The organism is Arthrobacter sp. CAL618 (assembly GCF_000468215.1).
GTDB lineage: Bacteria > Actinomycetota > Actinomycetes > Actinomycetales > Micrococcaceae > Arthrobacter_D.
The window spans coordinates 1-19,332 of record NZ_ASZW01000033.1; the positions used below are offsets into that span (position 1 = coordinate 1).

A 19,332-nucleotide genomic window follows, 5' to 3' on the forward strand; every position below is an offset into this window, starting at 1 on the left:
CGGCCGAGTACAGGTCAAGGAGGGTCGCCACACCGACCTTTGCGTCATGTACCCGCCCAATAAATCCCGGCCCATCCTGGACGGAAGCAGCTCCCCGAACATCGTCAATAACTGAGAAGACGCTGGCGGCGACTGCTGCTGGCCCGGCGGCGCCCAACAACTGGAGCAGCGGATAATACTCAGGATTGGCGCTGCTCACGACTGGTACGCCGGTAGCTAACGCCTCAAGTTCGCTGACGCTGAGGACGTCAGTCATTTGCCCAATGACCACCGACGCCGTCGCCAGCCACTCACGGTAGTCATCGTGTGACATTTTCGGGACGAGGGTGACGCCCACATTCCGGGCTTCTTCCGTCTCGGACCCCCAGTCCAGTCCTAACAGTTCAAGGTCCGGTCGTTCCCGCTTCAGGCGTGCGGCTACCTCAATCTGGGCTTCAGCACCCTTCACCGGATCCCAGCGGGACGCGAAGATCACGCGGCCCGTCACTGGTCGCCACCGCGGGGCTCGGTCCAATCGCACCGTCACGGGAAGGTACACCGCCCGGTCTGTGAGATTCTCGACGTGTTCCCTCAGATCAGGGGTCGAGTAGAGAACCCGATCGGCGTGTTCAGTGCCATAACGCAGCTTCGGAGTCCAGTCCTCTTCGTACTGGCGGGTTCGCACGTCAGTACCGTGAAGATGCAGGATCCAGGGCGTTCGCAACCAGCGGGCATGTGGCGCCAGCCCCCCGGTATGCACGTGAACCACATCCTCACGAAGGCTCTGCATTGCCAGGGTGGCGTCCCAAACAGCGCCACGCGTCCGCTTGACCAGGTGCCCGGTAGGTCCTGACCAGGCTCGTTTGAAGTACCAGGGAATGTCAGTCATGGTCCACGGCTGTCCAAGCTCTGCAGCCACGTCCACCAGGTTTCGTCCTACACTGGCCGCGTCATGAACGTGCAAAGCGCGGATCCGGTCCAGCTGGCTTCCCATCAGCCTGCACCGAGCAGCTTCTTCACGGCATCCACCCACACGACCGATACCCGGTCCGCGCTCAACGCATCGGCGGCCTCGTGGGACGCCTGTTTCATTGCCGCCACCTGTTCGGGCGTCAGGTTAACCAGTGCCTCGGCTGCCGATGCGGCGTCGAACCCCGCAGTTATCTGACCCAGATGGTGCTCCCGTACCACCCGCTCCATCTCCGGTGACGGCCCAATGACCACGGCGAGCCTCGCCTGGATGAACTCGAACAGCTTGTTCGGCAGCGCATGCAGCATGTTGAAGTTGTTCGGCGGGCACAGGTAAAACCCAACGTCGTAGCCGTGCAGCAAGGGCACGATCTCCTCGAAGGGGACGGGAGGAATGACCCGAACCGCCCCTCCGCGGACAGCATTGGCCGCCAGCGTCAATTCCTCAATGTACCGCTGCTCGCCGGGAACCAGAACCAGGTCAAGTGTTGCAGTCCCGGGCTGTCTCCGGTTTGCCTCAGCGACAGCATCGATCATTACCTCGATCTTTCGTCCGCGGCCAGCAACTCCCGCGTGAATCAGCCGAAGAGGCGATCCGACGGCAGTCGGCCCGATTCCGTTGTGATAGGCAGAAGCGTTGGGCACAACGGCCGGCTCGGGCATCTTGTATACGCGGGAATATTCTTCTGCGATCCCTTTCGCAACGGTGGTCGCCGAGTTCACCTTGGTCACGTAGTTCCGGCATGCCCAATCCATCAGGGGACCAAACAGCAGCCGCCAGGACCGGACGTCCTCACCCTGGCGGGGAGCATATTCGTGAAGGTCCGCATGAACGCCCTTCACGGGTTTGAGCGCCAACGCCAACGGCGCCGCGATCACGTCATTGGCGATGACGACGTCGAACGATCCGACCGGTATTTTGTCCCGAACGAACTTTACCTTGGCGGAATTGAAGTATAGGCGCTGGTGGAGTCGAGCCGCGAGGAGCAGTCCGGTCTTCTTGGGGTGTGTGCGCCAACGCTCATACTCGTCAGGGATCTCGATATGCCCGGTCACCAGTTCCGGTGCGCTGCCGTAGCCGCAGGTGTGGATCTCAGCGAATTCGCTTAAGAACTTTACCTGGCGGAGCACCCGGGGGTCCCTGTTGATACGGGAGAAGGAGAGCACCAGAACCCTTGGGCGGTCGGTGGAGGGTGTTACCTCAGGCATGAAAGTTCACTTTCGGCGTCGATGGTGCAGCTCATGATGATGCAGACAATACGTCGGTCTCAGGCCCTTAGCCTGAGTTTGCTGATGGCGTCAGACCAGGGCGCAGACAGCTTCTCTGCGCCAAGGGTCGCTGCAGCGCGATGGGAAGCTTGCTTCATCGCGGCGACCCGGTCCGGGGTGAGCCCAACGAGCAAGTGCGCGGTCGATTCCGCATCGAAGTCCTGAGCCACCACGCCAACGTCGTACTGCCGCACAACAGCTTCCATTTCCGGTGAAGGACCGATGACGACGGCGAGCCGTGCCTGGATGAATTCAAAGAGTTTGTTGGGTAACGCATGCCGCAGGTTGAAGGTGCTCGGTGGGCACAAAAAGAGTCCCACGTCATAGTCGTGCAGCAGCGGGATGATTTGCTCGAACTGCACTGGCGGAATGAGGCGGATCATCCCGTCAGGGAGTGCATCGGCCTTGGCCTGTAATTCGTCGATGTAGCGTTGCTCTCCAGGGACCAGCACCACATCGAGAGTGGCTGTACCTGGCTTGAGCTCGTTGGCGCGACACACGGCGTCGATCATAACTTCTATTTTGCGCCCACGCCCTGCGGCTCCGGTGTGAATGATTCGCATTGGCGATGACACGGGGGTTGGGGCTAATTCGGCGGCATATGGCGCCGCATTGGGAACCACTGCCGGTTCGGCCATCCCGAATACCCGGGCATATTCTTCGGCGATACCCTTCGCGACAGTCGTCACCGAATCGGCACGGATCACGTACTTGCGGCAGGCCCACCTCATGTAGGGGCCCACCAGGAGACGCCACCGACGGTTGTCTTCCCCCTGGCGAGGTGCATACTCGTGCAGGTCAACGTGCACACCCTTGCGGGGCCGAAGCGCCAGAGCCAGTGGTGCAGCAATGGCATCGTTCGCCACCACAATATCGACGCTGCCGGATGGCACCTGCTCACGGACAAACCTGACCTTCGGCGAATCAAAATAGAGCCGTTCGTGAAACCGCAGCACATACATCAGAGCGACCAGCTTGTAGCTTGCGCGCCACGGAGCATACTTCTCAGGAACCTGGATGTGCTCTACTACGCCATCCGGTGCTTCGCCGTATCCGCAGGAGATGACATCGGCATGCTCCGAAAAGAGGTTAATCTGGCGCAACACGCGAGGGTCCCGCCGGATCTGGGAGAATGACAGCACGAGGATGCGCTGGCGCGGGACAGCAGGTGATTGCTCGGGCATGGCTGCTCTTTCGACGTGGGCGGTATCGGGGGGCGTCAATATCTGCCGGCGGCTAGGTGAGCCCGGCCAGCGCTGCCTGCTCCGCGAAGTCAGGCATCTGGGAGACCACTTCGGAGAACGTCCCCTGTGCTGCCAGGCGACCGTCAGCGAAGAAAAACACGATGTCGCTGTCCCTGATGGTCGAAAGCCGGTGCGCCACGGTGATGGTAGTGACGCTTCCGGCCAGGTTCCGGATGGCCTTGGTTACTGCGGCTTCAGTAGTGGTGTCCAGGGCGCTGGTCGCTTCATCCAGCACGAGGATTGCCGGGTCAGCGTAAAGGCCCCGGGCAATACCGAGGCGCTGACGCTGCCCGCCGGAGAGTGCCATTCCCCGTTCTCCGGCGGCGCCGAAGATGCCGTCCGGGCGCGCCTCTACTGCGTCGAGCATCTGTGCGCGCTTCAGTGCGCGTCGGACGCGATCCGGGTCCACCTGATCCGGGTCCCAGGTCAATGCGACGTTCTGGGCTATTGATGCGTCGAACAGAGACACTTCCTGCGGTACATAGCCCACACGTGATCTCCATGAGTGCAGCACCTTACGCATCGGGATACCGCCGATCAAAACCTCCCCCGAGCTGGGGAGTAACAAGCCAAGCAGCAGGTCGATCAGAGTGGACTTTCCTGCACCCGATGCACCGACGACGGCGACACGGGAGCCAGCCGGGATGGTCAGGTTGAGCTCGTTGAGAGCCGGAGCTTCAGTGTTCGGATAGCTGAAGTTGACGTTTTTAAGGACAACGTCCGGCACCCCGGCTGGTAGTTCAGCCTGGTCCGGCTCATCCTGCTCCTTGGCACGGGCCTCCGACTCGCGAATATCCGTGAGTACCTGCTCGGCAAAAGGTGTACTCGAGTGAACCATTGAAAGAATCGCCTGGAACCGGGTCAGCGATGGGATGATTCGGAAGCCCGCCACACCGAATAATGCGACGGCAGCCAGCGCATTGGTGACAGGGTCCACCCCTTCTGGACTAGTGAGCATGCCGATGGCGCCTACCAGCATGAACCCTCCTATCAGCGCAGACTCAAGAACAAAACGGGGCACCTGGCTCAGGAAGGTCGCCATGGCTCTAGCCCTTGACGAATGAATTCGGTTGCTGTGAACAGCGCGTTCGACGTCGTCGGTGGCGCCTTTGAGGGTTACTTCCTTGAGAGCACCAACTGCCTCAGTGAGTAGCCTGACGGTCTTGAAGGAGAACTGCCGGTTGCGGCGGCCATTGGCTACTGCCCGGCGCGAGATGACTCGCGATAGCAGAACTGCCACCAGCCCCAGGTAAATGACTGCAGTGGTGGCCGTGATCCAATTGCTTACGAAGAGCACCACAAGCACGGCAAGCACCGAGACGATCTCTCCAGCAAGGGTCATAGAGGGCATCAGGACACCAGATACCGTGATTGACACTCCGGAGTCGACTGAACGCACCAACTCGGCCGAGTTGCGCTTCAACCGGTCAACCCATGGAGCTCTCATATAAGCGGCGAGCAGCCGGTCGCCTATCGCCACCTCATGGGAGGCAAAACGAGAGGTGGCGAACCGAAGGAGTAGGACGTTCAATGCACTCTTGATGATGACCAGCGTGCAGAAGATCGCCAGAACCGTGATGTAGTCGGGCACGGACTCGATGGTGCCGAAGGGACCTAGCTGTACCGAATTCCCGGTGATGATGCTCGACATAACGATCGCTATCAACCCGAGCGCTACGACATCGATGAGCGACAGCAAAGAGGAGAGGATAGCAAACCGAATGAGGAATTGCCTGGCGGAATCCGGGAGTACAGCCAAAAGCTGCTTGTTGATCTGTATCAGTGATTTCATATCTTTTGGAACCTTAGCCTAGTTGCCGTCGTGAAGATTCCCGGAACGGGTTCCATGTGCCTTGGGAGGCTGCGTTCCGTTCTCCCAGGTCTTCGGTGTCTCGTCTAGAGCGATCCGACGGGCTAGCTTGGTCATGGACTCTTCCATCCTGCGGTAACGCTGTGCTGTCGATGCCATGAATACCAGGAAGCACACGATGAGGGCGTACAGAACAAGGTCTGTGCCCCGACCAATTCCAAACGCTTGCGCCACGCGGGTCAATACGACGGGAAAGAAGATCGACAACGCTGCGACAAGGGCAAATCCGAGCAGCAGAATACGGCGGATCGCCAGGTGATGGGCATTAGCTCCCCCACGCATCAAAACGAGAGAGCCTAGAATCACGGCAAGCACGAGGACGATCTGAACGATGAACAGCATGAAGGTTACCTAAGGAAGAGGTCGGCCAAAATATTCACGCCGTTCAGGAGTGATTGGCCTTTGGACTTCGAATATTCTGTATACACGATCTCCACCGGGTGTTCCACGATCGTGGGCTTCAGCTCGGCGAGCTGATGGATCAACTCCGACGCGTGAGCCATTCTATTTTGTCTCAGATGGATCCGACGGAGGGTGGCGGCATTGATGACGCGAAGACCATTGTGCGCGTCAGTTAGTTCGATACCCGTCGAGGCACTCGATTGCCAGGCAACCAGCCGCAGGACTACACGTTTGAGTGGTGAAATCTTGGTTCTGTCGTCGAGGAAGCGCGACCCTAGCACCACATCGGCTTCACCAGCGGTGAGTCGAGCCAACATATCTGTAGCATCCTGCACTCGGTGCTGACTATCAGCATCGAAAGTAATAACCGCATGCAGCTCCGGGTCCTGCAATGCGTATTCAAAGCCCGTCTGTAGTGCGGCGCCTTGGCCCAGATTCACCGGGTGCCGCACGACTACTGCACCCGCTTCGATGGCCACTTGTGGCGAGCCGTCGGTGCTTCCGTCGTCGATGCAGACGATATGAGGAAAGTGGGGAAGGAGCCCCTTAATAACGTCGCCGACGACAGTGGCTTCGTTATACATTGGCACTACAACCCAGGAACGGCTCATCAATTCAGTATCGCATAGCTACTGTCGAGGACCTGCCGTGGACGGGTCGCGTCTAAGCTGAACCAATGAGCTTTCCACCTGAAGACGACGGCGGCCAATAATGAGGCCACAGATACTCTGCATTTCCTTCTCCGACATTGATTCGGATTCGCGGGTGCTGCGGCAGTTAAGGCTGCTACGCGAGGCAGGCGACGTAACAACAGTCGGTTATGGCTCTGCCCCAGCCGGAGTCAGGGAACACCTCAACATCGATTCCGCCCGCCCCTCGCTCCCACAGACCGTGCCGGGGGTAGCCAAACTCGCGCTCCGTCTGCACAAAGCGGTCGAGCTGCGTTCACCGGCCGAACAGGATGCCCTGAAGCTGTTGTCCGGGCGGAAGTTCGATCTGGTAGTTGCCAACGAGGCGCGCGCGCTCCCCCTAGCTCATGCAGTCGCCGCTGGAGCACCCGTGTGGGGCGACATGCATGAGTGGGCGCCCGAGGAACGCACCCAGGTGCTCTCCTGGCGGCTGCTCGTCGCTCCCTATATGACGCACGTCTGCCGCCAGTATCTTCCAACTGTCAGTGCAGTGACTACTGTCAATCACTCGATCGCCGATCTCTATAGGAATCGGTTCGGAGTACCGGTAGAAGTTGTCCGTAACTCCCTGCCTTTCACCCAGCTGGAGCCGTCGCCCATGGAGCCCGGCACCATCCGTTTGGTACACAGCGGGGGCGCTGTTCCTGGCCGCAACCTGGAGAGCCTCATCAGCGCCGTCGTTCAGCTCGATGACCGGTTCACCCTCGACTTTTACCTCGTGGAAGCGCGCGACGGCGGCAAGTACCTCCGCGCACTGAAGGGCCTGGCTGACGATGACAGCAGGATCCGATTCCATCCCCCGGTGAAGCCCGAAGAGCTGGCCCGCACCCTCAACGCCTACGACGTCGGCGTCTACCAGCTGCCCCCAGCCACCACCAACCAGCGTCTCGCCTTGCCGAACAAGTTCTTCGATTTTGTCCAGGCACGCCTGGCATTGGTTTTTGGTCCCTCCATCGAGATCTCGCAGCTGGTCCGGCAGCACGACCTTGGTTGGGTGACTGATGATTTTGATACCGAGTCCCTGGTCAAAACCCTGAGAGAGCTCACTCCCGAGAACGTGCAGCGATATAAGCACAACTCTCACGCCGCTGCGGCAGTGCTCAGCTCCACCGAAGACGAAAAAACTTCCCGAGCCATCATCGACCGCCTACTCAGAGCCAGTAGCTAATCCGCCGGTGGACTCGGATTCTCTCAGCCTTCTGAAGTATGGTGGCTACTGTTCCAAAATCGATGACCCAGGAGAATAGATGACGTGGTGGCAAGCTGCTCCCACAATCCTCAGTGCCCTGGCATTGATGTTTATCCCCGGCTACCTCATTGCCCGCTCCTGCGGCAGTAGGGGAATCACCGCAGGGGCGCTGGCCTCCCCACTCACCATCAGCGTCATCGCGCTGGGAGCAATTGCAGCGGACCTGGTCGGAGTAACGTGGAGCCTCTGGGTATTGATCGTACCCGTCCTCCTCCTCAGCGTGGGTGGACTAACCGTCCGCCTCCTGTGGCGCCATACTCATCCCACTGCTCATTCCGCCCGCCCTGCAGCACAACAGCACTCGGTCCAGCGGTCGATCGCGTTTGGATCGGCATTGGCCCTTGCAGCCGTGTTGATCGGGTGGCGGCTGATCGAAATCATCATCTCCCCGGACAATGTCTCGCAGACTTACGACGCCGGATTCCACCTCAACGCGCTGCAGTTCATCAGCGACACAGGCTCGGCTTCTTCCCTCACGTTGGGTGGCCTGACAACCAACGGCGCTGACCCTTATTTCTACCCGGCCGCCTGGCACGGTTTCGTCTCACTGCTCACCCAGCTGACCCAGCTGACCCAGCTGACCCAGCTGACCCAGCTGACCCAGGCGAGCATACCGGTGGCTGTCACAGCCTCAAGCCTGGTGATTTCGGCAGTGGTCTGGCCGATTGGCTGCATGTTCTTGTGTACCCGGATCACGGGCAACCGTCCCATTCCGCTTCTGGTCACCGGTGCACTCTCTGCAGCGTTCGGCGCCTTCCCTTACCTGATGCTTGATTTTGGCGTTCTCTACCCGAATTTGCTTTCCATAGCGCTGCTCCCAACCTCGATTGGCCTCGCAGCCATGGTCCTGCGCCTGAGCGCCGATAACCACGAAAAATGGGCAGTGAGTCTTCTGGGGTTCTTCGGCACGCTTCCCGGGCTCGCTTTGGCGCACCCGAGCACTCTGATGGCTCTTCTCGCCCTCATGTTGCCGATGGGCGCCGTCGCCCTTGTCCGGCATTGGCGTCACCTGCACCACACGCAGTCGAAGGCGTGGAGATATCTCCCCTCAGTTGCCTCGCTGATCGTCTACGCGGTGGCTGTGTACTTGTTGTGGCTGCGGCTTCGGCCCGGAGAGGCCGCCTCCGACTGGAAGCCATTCCAAACCCCGGCACAAGCGTTCGGCGAGGTGCTCACATCAGCACCTCAAAGTCGACCCATCGCCCTCATGCTGACCATCCTCGTGCTGGCAGGAATTCTTCATGTCCTCCAGCGGAAGGGCGGCTGGTGGGGATTGAGCCTATTCGTCGTGACCGGCTACCTCTTTGTGGTGGCGACAGCCTTCCCCCAGGACGACTACCGGGCGCTACTGACCGGTGTCTGGTACAACGACAGCTTCCGCCTTGCAGCACTGCTCCCGGTGACCACCATCGTTATTGCTGTGATCGGCGGTTCCTGGCTCGTCACGACTTTCGTGTCTCGGATCCAATCCTCGGCAACGGGCGCGCATCGATCCGGATACAGAGCGTCACTGCCAGCGGTTGCTGCGTTGGTGATTGCCATAGCTGTCATCACTGTCGGCTCCCAGGGCAAGCAGATGCGGGAAACAGTCACCACGGCTCAAGAGAGCTACGAGCTCACCGAAGATTCCGATTTCCTGTCCATCGATGAACGGGCACTCATTGAGCGGTTGCCGGGCCAGTTGCCCGACGACGCGGTCATCGCTGGCAATCCCTGGACAGGCACCCTCTACGCGTACGCACTGGCTGGCATACCAACGCTGACTCCTCACGTTGGCTCGACCGGAGGCGACGAGAATCTGACCATCCTGAACCGTCTTCACCTAGCTGGCTCCGACCCTGACATATGTCAGCTAGTCGAAACACTCAATAGCTACTACGTGCTCGATTTTGGGGACACAGAGTTACACCTAGGCGACCATAACTACCCCGGTGTCGAGGACCTGGCGATCAAACCTGGTTTCCGGCTACTGGATTCGGAGGGCGATGCCGCCCTCTACGAAGTAACTGCCTGTTAGGTACTGGCTCCCCCGGTAGCCGCTAAATCGAGCCGCCGCGGAGATGGGCGACGGCGTCGTGAACTGGCCCGTCGAAGATAATCTTGCCGTGGGCAAGAATGACTCCCCGTTCGCAGACCTGAGCAACGAGGTCCAGATCATGGCTGACAACCACAAGTGTCTTCCCAGCCGCTGCCAACTCCATGATCTTGGCGATGCACTTCCGCTGGAACGGTTCATCCCCCACGGCAAGGATTTCGTCGACAAGGAAGACTTCCGGATTGGTGTGCACTGCGACGGAAAAGGCCAGGCGAAGGTACATACCCGAGGAGTAAAACTTCACCTCCGTGTCGATGAACTGACCGATCTCCGAGAAATCCACGATGGATTCGAACAGGTCATCGATCTGTTGCTCCGTCATGCCCAGGATGGCTCCGTTCAGATAAACGTTGTCCCGACCGCTCAGGTCCGGGTGGAAACCCGCCCCTACCTCAATCAGCCCGGCGACTCTTCCCCTGGTCCGCACTGTGCCGTCGTCCGGCAGCATGACGCCCGAGATGTGTTTCAGGAGCGTCGACTTCCCCGAGCCATTGAGCCCCAGCAGGGCCACCGACTCTCCCTGCCTAACATCCAGCGATACATCGTCCAGCGCGTGAAACTTCTTCGACAGGTCGCCTTTGCGGCCCTTGACGAGCCAGACGAACGCCTCCTTGATGGAACGGGTATGTCGCAACACGAACTGTTTGGAAATGCCGCGTACTTCAATTGCAGTCGTCATTGTCACAACTCCTGGGCGAAGCGGCCCTCAAGCCGCCGGAAGGTCCATTGGCCGAAAATGGTCACCAGAAGGGCAGTCCCCAGTCCGATCGGGAGCCACATGTCGAGCAGGTTCGGCGGTGCAGCAATCAACGGATCGGTGATCTCTGATGTAGTGGGAAGCCAGAAGGCAAAGTGAAACAGTTCCACTGCGATAGTCAACGGATTAGCCTGATAGATCACCAGCAGCACCGACGCTGCTCCTGCCGAGAATGCCGTTGCCAGGCCATCCCGGACCATGGTCCAGGTGTAGAGCACGGGTGAAGCCCAGGTGGCGATCATCAGGAGCATATCGACGAAGTTCTCGCTGTCCCTGAAGTACACATTGGCGGCACCGAAGAATAACCCCAGACCCGTGGCCAGCAACGCGACAATGGTGAACCCTGCCACCGCGGCAAAAATCTGGAAGAAGCCCGGGGTCCAACCAGCGAACAGGCAGGCCACCAGCAGCACCAGCAGTTGCGGAAGGAAATGCACCGCCGACACCCACACCGACGCAACCGGGAACAGTTCGCGGGGAAGGTAGATCTTCTTGATCAATCCGCCGTTGCCCACCACCGAGCGGGAGGCGTTACCGAGCGCCTCATTGAAGAAGTTGATCAGCACGATGCCCGAAAACAGGTAAATGGCATAATTCTCGGTGTTGCGGTTCATCCCAAGGAAAACCCCGAGCGCAAACCAGAACACCAGGAACTGCACTCCTGGCTTGACGTACGACCAGAGGATCCCCAATACGGAGCCGCGGTATCTGACCTTCAGTTCCTTGGCGACCAGAAGCTTCAGAAGGAAGCGGGACCGCAGGACGTCGCGGAGACCAGCACCCAGACCGGGCGTGGTGAGTTCGCTGGTGCTCAACCGCTATCCGCTCTTCTCGGAGTTTTCTTCGAAGGTCTTTTTCCAGGCCTCGAAGGATGTGATCTCCTCGGCAGCTGCCTTGTACCTGGCGCTTAACTGGGGCCAGCTCCGAAGGATCTCCGCGTTCAGCCGACCCGCTTCAGTGAGCATGGCCCGTAGCTTTTTGGGATCCCTCTGGTACCAGGACGCTCCACTGCCTTCGGCGTTTGAGACAACGGCGCTGTCGTACTGCGACATCCGCCACCACTTGTTGTCCTGGTGCGCCACGAAAGCCTGCGGCCGCTCCCGACTTGAGTCCTGCACCGGCTTACTCAGTTGGCGGACGATCGTCTTCGCGGCCCAGGGCACCAGCGTGGCGTAGGACGGTGCGCGGAAGCCTTGTCCCTGCCTCGGTGGCTTGTCCATCCGCGCGCCCGGGAAGGCATCGGGGTCAGTTTTGAACTGGGAATCGGGGAAGTCTTTGGACATCCCCCGGATGTCAGTGAGCTTCGTCGGCAGCACCTCGTGAAGCTGCTCCGGTCCCTTCAGGATGTCCTGGAGAGCCATGATCCTGCCTCGCGCCGTGTAGTACTGCATGGAGATCAGGTGCTTGATGTCCATGTACCCGGATTCGCGTACCACGCGTCCGCCATGCTCGTACGGGCTGTGGATTAGCGCGGCGAGCATCCGGTTGCGGGTGTGGAAGTAGGCCTGCCAGCCCACCAGGTCATCCTTGTCGATCCATGACACATGCCACACCGCTGAACCAGGCATGGACACCGTCGGGTAACCGGCGGCCTTGGCACGCAGACCGTACTCGGCGTCGTCCCACTTGATGAACACTGGCAGCGAGAGACCAATGTCGCGGATGACTGTTGTCGGGATCAGGCACATCCACCAGCCGTTGTAGTCCACATCGACCCGACGATGGAGCCAGGGCGTATGACGGAGGTTGGAGCGAACAAAGTCATGACCCAGAACCTGCCCTTCCACTGGCTGGTCCGGCTGGAACCGCCACGGGTTCACCGTCTCACCAAAAGTGTGGAGAACGGTTCGGTTGTAGAGGTCGAACATGTGCCCGCCGACGATGGTCGGGGTCTTGCAATGATCGGCAAACGTCAGCAACCGAGCAATGCTTTCAGGCTCAATGACAACGTCGTCGTCAAGCAGCAGGACGTAATCGCTACCGTTCTCCACCGCCTCGTACATGCCACGGGCAAAACCTCCTGAGCCGCCCAGGTTGGCCTGGTTAATGATCCGCAGTTTCCCCCGGAGCGCTGCCTCCACCTCGGCGAAACCAGGCTGATCTGCAACCTTCTGGGTCCCCTGGTCGACTACCAGGATTTCCTTGAGGGGTGCTAGCGCCTCGGGGTGGTCTGCCAGGATCGAAAGGTTATTGAGGCAGAAATCAGGTTTGTTCAGCGTGGTGATCTCAAGGGTGATCGAGCCCTGGGTTCCGACTGAATGCGGTGCCTGCCACTCGGCTTCGTCCAGGACCAAACTGCCGGACCCGGCCACGAGGTCAAACCAGTACCATCCTCCGTCTCCGAAGGGGGCAAGGGACAGCTCGAATGTCGTCACTGACGTGTCGGTGACCCGTTTGGTTTCCACGTGCTGGAGGGAACCACGCGCGTTGGATTTGTAGACGCTGATTCCGCCGTCGCCGGTAGTGGCGACGCTGAGTCGTACCGACTGGACTGTGGTCCAGCGCCGCCAGTAGCTGGCGGGGAAGGCGTTGAAGTAAGTGCCGAAAGAGACCCGCTCCCCGGACCTCACCAGTGTTGAGCGGCGGGACTTGAAGTCCTCGGCGTGAATTTCCTTCGCATCGCCGCTGCGCGCCGATCCGCCGCCCTGGGGCGACACGCTGCCGTCCATGGTGTTGAGCTGCACGCTGAGCGCACTTCCCGTATCCATGTAGAGCGAAGCGGTATCCAGGTCACTCTGGTTGGGCAGGACGACGCGCTGCAGGGTTTGCCAGCGGGGTTCCCCGGCTTCGTCGGTGGTTGTGATGACGGCATCGCTCATGCGTCTACCCCTCCGCTTTCGAGCTTGGTGCCGCCCGTGAAGTGCGGCTTGAGTTTGTTGTCGTACATGGACAGCGCTGATCCGATTGCCATGTGCATGTCAAGGTACTTGTAGGTGCCCAGCCGGCCACCGAACAGCACCGATTTCTCACCCTTGGCGAGGTCGCGGTAGGCGCTCAGCTTGGCGCGGTCATCGCTGGTGTTCACTGGGTAGTACGGCTCGTCGTCTTTCTGCGCAAACCGGGAGAACTCGCGCATGATGACAGTCGCGTCCTTGGTGTAGTCCCGCTCGGGGTGGAAATGGCGGAACTCATGGATCCGGGTGTAGGCGATGTCTTCATCCGGGTAGTTCATCACTGAGCAGCCTTGGAAGTCTTCGATCGGGAGTACTTCTTCTTCCAAGTCGATGGTTCGCCACGACAGGTCGCCTTCGGCGTAGTCGAAATAGCGGTCGACTGGCCCGGTATAGATCACTGGAACCTGCCCCAGGGTGGCTGCCCGGGAGAACTCGTGATTGTCATCGAAGAAGTCGGTGTTGAGCTGCACTTGAATGTTGGGATGGTCTGCCATCCGTTCGATCCAGGCCGTGTACCCGTCTACGGGCAGGCCCTCGTACTTGTCGTTGAAGTACCGGTTGTCGTAGGTGTAGCGGACCGGGAGCCGGGAGATGATCTCGGCGGGCAGGTCCCGGGGATCGGTCTGCCATTGTTTGCCTGTGTAGTGCTTGATGAACGCCTCGTAAAGCGGACGACCAATGAGCTGGATGCCCTTGTCGTTAAGGTTCTGCGGGTCGGTCCCCGCCAGTTCCCCAGCCTGCTCCTGAATTAATGCCCTCGCTTCGGCTGGCCCGTATGAAGACCTGAAGAATTGGTTGATCGTGCCCAGGTTAATGGGCATTGGGTAGACCTCGCCCTGATGGCTCGAGTACACCTTGTGGACATAGTTGGTGAACTCGGTGAACCGGCTCACGTAGTCCCAGACCCGCTCATTGGAGGTGTGAAAAAGGTGTGCACCGTAACGGTGGACCTCAATACCCGTTTGCGCTTCCTTCTCGCTGTAGGCGTTACCGCCAATATGGTGGCGACGGTCAATGACCGCTACCTTCAGGCCGAGCTCGGTGGCCGCCCGTTCAGCAATGGTCAGGCCGAAAAAGCCCGACCCTACGACAACGAGGTCAACGTTCACAAACACTCCTGAATTGTTGGGGGCAGCGCCGGCTACTCAGCGCTCTGCCTGCACAAGATTACCGGAGAATCAGGTTGCGCCTTGTATTTGGGCCACTGGGCAACGGCTAAAGTGGAACCCATGCGTATCCTTAGCGTCGTTGGCGCACGCCCACAGTTCGTCAAGCTCGCCCCCATTGCCGCAGCAATGAAAGGCCAGGTTGAGCACATCATCGTTCATACTGGCCAGCACTACGACTCCCTGATGTCGGATGTGTTTTTTCAGGACCTGGCCATTCCCGCACCCGACTACAACCTGGGTGTGGGATCGGGCAAGCATGGCAAACAAACCGGAGCGATGCTCACCGGGCTTGAGGAGATTTTCGAGCAGGAACGCCCTGACATGGTGCTTGTCTATGGAGACACCAACTCAACTCTCGCAGCAGCCCTCGCGGCTGTGAAGCTGCACATTCCGGTGGCACATCTTGAGGCGGGTCTCCGCTCGTTTAACCGCCGAATGCCGGAGGAACACAACCGGGTGCTGACTGACCACGCCTCCGACCTCCTGCTGGCACCCACCGAAACAGCTATGGCCCATCTTGCCACTGAGGGATTGGCGTCGAAGAGCGTGCTCGTTGGCGATGTGATGACTGATGTCCTGTTCAAGACCCGTGATTCACTGGTGTCGCAGAACGAGCCGCTACCGACCGGGATGGTCAGTGGCGGTTACTACGTGAGCACCATTCACCGACCGGACAATACAGACGATCTTGGCCGACTCCAGCAGATCGTCACGTCCCTGTCTCAGCTCGACAAGCCGGTACTGCTGTTGGCTCACCCACGCCTGGTGGATCTCGCGGCGCGCCATGGCATCGAGCTGGAAACCGGATCCATCCGGGTGGGCCAGCCGCTAGCTTACCCCGGACTGATCAATGCGGTGATGAACAGTGCTGGCGTGATTACCGACTCGGGCGGCCTGCAGAAGGAAGCCTTCCTGCTACGGGTGCCGTGCACAACCATCCGTCCAGAGACTGAGTGGGTGGAGACAGTCGAGCTCGGCTGGAACGTGCTGGTGTCCGACGATCTGAGCGTCCTGGCAGAGACGGTACAGCGCCCTCAGCCGTCCCCGACCTCTGCCGCACCTTACGGCGAAGGCGACGCAGCACTTGAGGTAGTGCGCGCCCTACTGGTCAGGTAGCTGACGCAAGACCACTGCCGCTGCGCGTTGACCTGTGAGGCGCAGCGAGGCATTGTCTTCGACCCACGCTGAGCGCACTGCCCTGCCGTCATCGCTCTGACGGAGCACGCGGATCATCTTCTCGGCGACTGCTTCAGCAGAAAAATCCGAGGCGAGCCCGAGCCCGTTGTCGGCTACCATGCTTGCGCAGTCACCCCCGCCGGCGAAGATCACGGGTGTTCCGCAGGCTGCCGCCGCATAGATCTTGGTAGGTTTGGCGAAGTCATATCCTTGGTCCGGCACGATACTGACCACTGCGGCTGTCGCACCGCGGATCCATCGCGCGGCCTCCGCAGGCTGAACCACTCCCCCGAAGGTAACCCTGCCGGGCGCGACGTCGTCCGCTAGCTGGCGTAGTTCGGTCTCGGCAGATCCTTGACCAAAGAAGTGAAGCTGAACTGCAGGGAATTCCTTGGCGACCAGCGCAATCGCTTCGATAAAGATGCCGGCACCCTGCCATTCCGACATCGTTCCGGTGTAGACGAAGTATGGGTATTCGACCGGGGCTGAATCACCGTCGCGGGTGAATACTGTCGTATCTACCCCGTTGTTGACAACTGTCAGACGCTGCGGATCCACTTCGAAGGCAGCAATCTGGTCGGCTACCCCGTCGGAGATGGCGATCACGGTGCTGGCTTTCCGCAGGGCGTGCCCTTCCAGGAACCGCATACAACCAATCACCCACCGGGGCGCCTGGATTGCGACGAGGGCATCCGTCCAGACGTCGGCCGCATAGTAAACATAAGGCCGACGGCGCAGCACCGAGCTAAGCGCTACCATCACACCTGTGGTGGGGGGCGGCTCCGAGACGACGACGTCGGCCCTCGACAGCAGGAGCCTAAAGAACAGAGGAACGTCGAAGGACATGTACTGCACATAGCCCCGGACGTTGCCGCCAGCGTCGCGTAGCACCGGCCACCGTGAAACGTCGGGGCGCCGTGCGGTGCCCGGTGTCTCTTTCGGCGGCTGGGTCGTCAGCACGCGGACTGATGCTCCGGCCTCGCGCAGGCCGCTGACAAGAGCCTCAAGACGGAAGGCTGCGGCACCTACCTCGGGGGGATACAGGCGGGTGGCTACCAAAACCCTCGGCTTCACGCAGTGAGGCTTATCATGGACATTTTAGTGGCCGATTCGATGATGGCCTCTGCTACACGGAGGGTGTTGAGTCCTTCGCGCATGGTGACGATGTTGTTGGAGGTGCCCAGCACGGCGTCCCTGAAGGCCTCGTGTTCGGATCTGAGGGGTTCGCGTTTGGTCAGGGCGAGGCGGGTGATGTTGCCTTCGGAGACTCCCCTGAAGTTGGAGACGGCTTCCCATTCGGTGTTGATGGTGCCGTTTTCGAAGAACGTCAGGTCGGCGGTGAGGGTATCAGCGACGAACGCTCCCTTTTCCCCCGTGACCACGGTGAGGCGTTCCTTCATCGGGGAGAGCCAGTTCACCAGGTGGGAGGTGATCACGCCGTTTTCCAGCTGGCACGACGCGGTGACCATGTCCTCGTGCGGGCGACCGGATCGGGTGCTGGTCAGCGCGGAGACTGATGCGAAGGGTGACTGCGCGAGCCAGGCGGTCAGATCAATGTCGTGGGTGCCGAGGTCCTTCACGACGCCGACATCGGCGATGCGGGACGGGAACGGGCCCTGACGGCGGGTGGCGATCTGGTAGACCTCCCCCAGGTCGCCGTTCTCAATCCTGGCCCGCAGTGACTGCAATGCAGGGTTGAACCGCTCGATGTGGCCGACCGCTCCGACCAGATTGCGCTCTTCAAACGCGTCCACGAGGCGTTGCCCGCCGTCGATGGTCGACGCGATGGGCTTCTCCACCATGGTGTGGATGCCCGCGGCCGCCAACGCCAACCCGACTTCCTCATGGAGACCAGTCGGGACCGCGCACACAGCCATGTCGATGCCCTGGTTGATGAGCGCTTCGACCGAACCGCAGACCGGCAGGGACCCGGCGACACCGTGCGGGTCACCGAACGCATCAGCGACAGCGACGAGTTCGAGGCCCTCAACTTCCCGGATCACCCGGGCGTGATGGCGTCCCATCATGCCGAGCCCGATCAAACCGACTTTCAGATCAACCATGCTCAGGCTCCTGCCGTGGTCAACGCGTTGACCGCTTCAACGATGCGTTCCAGGTCTTCCTGGTCCAGCGACGGGTGCACCGGCAGGGATAGCACTTCCTGGGCCGCGATCTCCGTGTTGGGCAGGTCCTCTTCACGCATGAAGGACGGCAGACGGTGGTTCGGGATCGGGTAATACACTCCCGAACCGATCTGGTAGTCCTCCTTCAACGCGGAGGCGAGCTTGTCCCGGGCAGCAGCGCCGCCATCGACCCGCACCGTGTACTGGTGGTAGACGTGCTCGGCTCCCGGAGCCACGGCAGGGGTGCCGACCCCGGTGAGATTCGCATCCAGGAACGCGGCATTAGCTTTGCGCTGAGCCGTCCAACCCATCACCTTGGTCAACTGGACCCGCCCGATTGCAGCATGCAGGTTGGTCATCCGGGCGTTGAAGCCCACCAGCTCGTTCTCATACTGGCGTTCCATCCCCTGGTTACGCAGCAACCTCAGGTTCCGTTCGATGGTCGCGTCGCCGGTGGACACCATGCCACCCTCACCCGAGGTCATGTTTTTCGTCGGATACAGCGAGAACATCGCGAAGTCCCCGAACGTGCCCACTTTCCGGCCGTCCAAGCCGGCACCATGAGCCTGCGCCGCGTCTTCGAACAAGCCGATTGAATGCTTATCGGCCAGGGCCCGGAACTGAACGATATTTGCGGGGTGCCCGTACAGGTGCACCGGCATGATGCCCTTGGTGCGGTCGGTGATCAACGACTCCACGTGGGCAATGTCCAGGCAGTAATGATCCAGTTCAATATCAGCGAAGACCGGTGTCGCACCGGTCAGGGCCACCGAGTTGGCGGTCGCGGCGAATGTGAAGGACGGCACAATCACCTCATCCCCAGGGCCCACCCCCGCAGCCAACAATCCCAGGTGCAGCCCGGACGTCCCGGAATTCACTGCCACAGCCGCCCGACCGTCTAACAGGACGTCGGAGAACTCGGTCTCGAAGGACGCCACCTCGGCGCCCTGCGCGAGCATCCCTGAAAGCAGTACGGCATCCACCGCTGCCCGCTCGTCGTCCCCTACAATCGGCTTCGCTGCCGGAATGAACCCTTTACTCATGCCTCTACCCCTACTGGTTTCAGTATTGAACTCGCTGTTGAACCCACTGCTGCTGTGGTTTCTTCGTACTTTTCTCCGGTGGCCGGGCACACCCAGGTACCCGCCTCGTTGCGCAGCGGGTGGCCGGCCTTACCGACCCAGCCGACCCGTTTCGCCGGGACCCCCACCATCAGGGCATATGCCGGAACATCCTTGGTCACGACGGCGCCTGCGGCCACAGTGGCCCACTCACCGATCGTCACCGGTGCCACACAGACGGCGCGGGCGCCAATCGACGCGCCGTCGCCGATGGTGACGCCGACCGGTGTCCAGTCGTGGGCGCTCTTGAGTTCACCATCCGGTGACACCGACCGCGGATATGTGTCATTGGTCAGCACCACCGCCGGGCCGATGAACACCCCATG

General features: G+C 60.5%; 16 protein-coding genes and 1 pseudogene (1 of these 17 only partly in view). 3 read left to right on the forward strand and 14 right to left on the reverse strand.

All coding sequences use genetic code 11. The features are described from left to right. The 6 genes from K728_RS0101820 to K728_RS0101845 all read right to left on the reverse strand — a co-directional run. The coding region (locus K728_RS0101820) for a glycosyltransferase family 4 protein (RefSeq protein WP_162148011.1) at nt 1–904 on the reverse strand (904 nt) is incomplete at its 3' end. A 68-nt stretch (nt 905–972) separates the two neighbouring features. After that, nucleotides 973–2,157, reverse strand: coding sequence for a hypothetical protein (locus K728_RS0101825; RefSeq protein ID WP_024475664.1), 1,185 nt, complete (start codon nt 2,155–2,157; stop codon nt 973–975). A gap of 59 nt (nt 2,158–2,216) precedes the next feature. Then, nucleotides 2,217–3,401: a glycosyltransferase gene (locus K728_RS0101830; RefSeq protein ID WP_051317585.1), complete on the reverse strand. Its 1,185-nt coding sequence runs from the start codon at nt 3,399–3,401 to the stop codon at nt 2,217–2,219. Nucleotides 3,402–3,453: 52 nt separating this feature from the next. After that, the gene (locus K728_RS0101835) at nt 3,454–5,253 is read right to left on the reverse strand and encodes an ABC transporter ATP-binding protein (RefSeq protein ID WP_024475666.1); all 1,800 of its coding nucleotides are present in this window, start codon (nt 5,251–5,253) and stop codon (nt 3,454–3,456) included. A gap of 18 nt (nt 5,254–5,271) precedes the next feature. After that, the gene (locus tag K728_RS0101840) at nt 5,272–5,673 is read right to left on the reverse strand and encodes a DUF2304 domain-containing protein (RefSeq protein ID WP_024475667.1); all 402 of its coding nucleotides are present in this window, start codon (nt 5,671–5,673) and stop codon (nt 5,272–5,274) included. Between the two features lie 5 nt (nt 5,674–5,678). Further along, nucleotides 5,679–6,317, reverse strand: coding sequence for a glycosyltransferase family 2 protein (locus K728_RS0101845; RefSeq protein WP_024475668.1), 639 nt, complete (start codon nt 6,315–6,317; stop codon nt 5,679–5,681). A gap of 127 nt (nt 6,318–6,444) precedes the next feature. Between K728_RS0101845 and K728_RS0101850 the strand changes: the two genes are divergently transcribed. Further along, a complete protein-coding gene (locus K728_RS0101850) occupies nt 6,445–7,590 on the forward strand; it encodes a glycosyltransferase (protein ID WP_024475669.1) in 1,146 nt (381 codons plus the stop codon). 79 nt (nt 7,591–7,669) lie between these two features. Continuing rightward, complete coding sequence (locus K728_RS0101855; RefSeq protein ID WP_024475670.1) at nt 7,670–9,688, forward strand: DUF6541 family protein; 2,019 nt, start codon at nt 7,670–7,672, stop codon at nt 9,686–9,688. Between the two features lie 22 nt (nt 9,689–9,710). Here the strand turns inward: K728_RS0101855 and K728_RS0101860 are convergent, their stop codons facing one another. Genes K728_RS0101860 through glf form a run of 4 tightly spaced genes read right to left on the reverse strand, consistent with a single transcriptional unit; the run spans nt 9,711 to nt 14,526 of the window. Then, nucleotides 9,711–10,445, reverse strand: coding sequence for an ABC transporter ATP-binding protein (locus K728_RS0101860; protein ID WP_024475671.1), 735 nt, complete (start codon nt 10,443–10,445; stop codon nt 9,711–9,713). A 2-nt stretch (nt 10,446–10,447) separates the two neighbouring features. Continuing rightward, on the reverse strand, nt 10,448–11,338 hold the full coding sequence (locus K728_RS0101865; protein ID WP_024475672.1) for an ABC transporter permease: 891 nt from the start codon (nt 11,336–11,338) through the stop codon (nt 10,448–10,450). Between the two features lie 3 nt (nt 11,339–11,341). Continuing rightward, nucleotides 11,342–13,342: a glycosyltransferase gene (locus tag K728_RS0101870; RefSeq protein WP_024475673.1), complete on the reverse strand. Its 2,001-nt coding sequence runs from the start codon at nt 13,340–13,342 to the stop codon at nt 11,342–11,344. Beyond that, nucleotides 13,339–14,526, reverse strand: a complete 1,188-nt coding sequence (glf, locus tag K728_RS0101875) for a UDP-galactopyranose mutase (protein WP_019483060.1) — start codon at nt 14,524–14,526, stop codon at nt 13,339–13,341. The genes K728_RS0101870 and glf overlap by 4 nt, the downstream gene beginning before the upstream one ends. A 120-nt stretch (nt 14,527–14,646) precedes the next feature. On the opposite strand from glf, the gene wecB reads away from it, so the two are divergent. Beyond that, nucleotides 14,647–15,702, forward strand: a complete 1,056-nt coding sequence (gene wecB / locus K728_RS0101880) for a non-hydrolyzing UDP-N-acetylglucosamine 2-epimerase (RefSeq protein ID WP_024475674.1) — start codon at nt 14,647–14,649, stop codon at nt 15,700–15,702. Here the strand turns inward: wecB and K728_RS0101885 are convergent. The 4 genes and pseudogenes from K728_RS0101885 to K728_RS18155 all read right to left on the reverse strand — a co-directional run. Further along, on the reverse strand, nt 15,688–16,821 hold the full coding sequence (locus K728_RS0101885; RefSeq protein ID WP_443110903.1) for a glycosyltransferase family 4 protein: 1,134 nt from the start codon (nt 16,819–16,821) through the stop codon (nt 15,688–15,690). The two genes, wecB and K728_RS0101885, sit on opposite strands and share 15 nt — an antisense overlap. Before the next feature lie 11 nt (nt 16,822–16,832). Beyond that, a complete protein-coding gene (locus K728_RS0101890; RefSeq protein ID WP_024475676.1) occupies nt 16,833–17,825 on the reverse strand; it encodes a Gfo/Idh/MocA family protein in 993 nt (330 codons plus the stop codon). A gap of 2 nt (nt 17,826–17,827) precedes the next feature. Next, nucleotides 17,828–18,928, reverse strand: coding sequence for a DegT/DnrJ/EryC1/StrS family aminotransferase (locus K728_RS0101895; RefSeq protein ID WP_024475677.1), 1,101 nt, complete (start codon nt 18,926–18,928; stop codon nt 17,828–17,830). Next, nucleotides 18,925–19,332 (reverse strand): annotated as a pseudogene (locus K728_RS18155) (acyltransferase); it runs 211 nt beyond the window's last position. Before K728_RS18155 ends, K728_RS0101895 begins: the two are co-directional and overlap by 4 nt.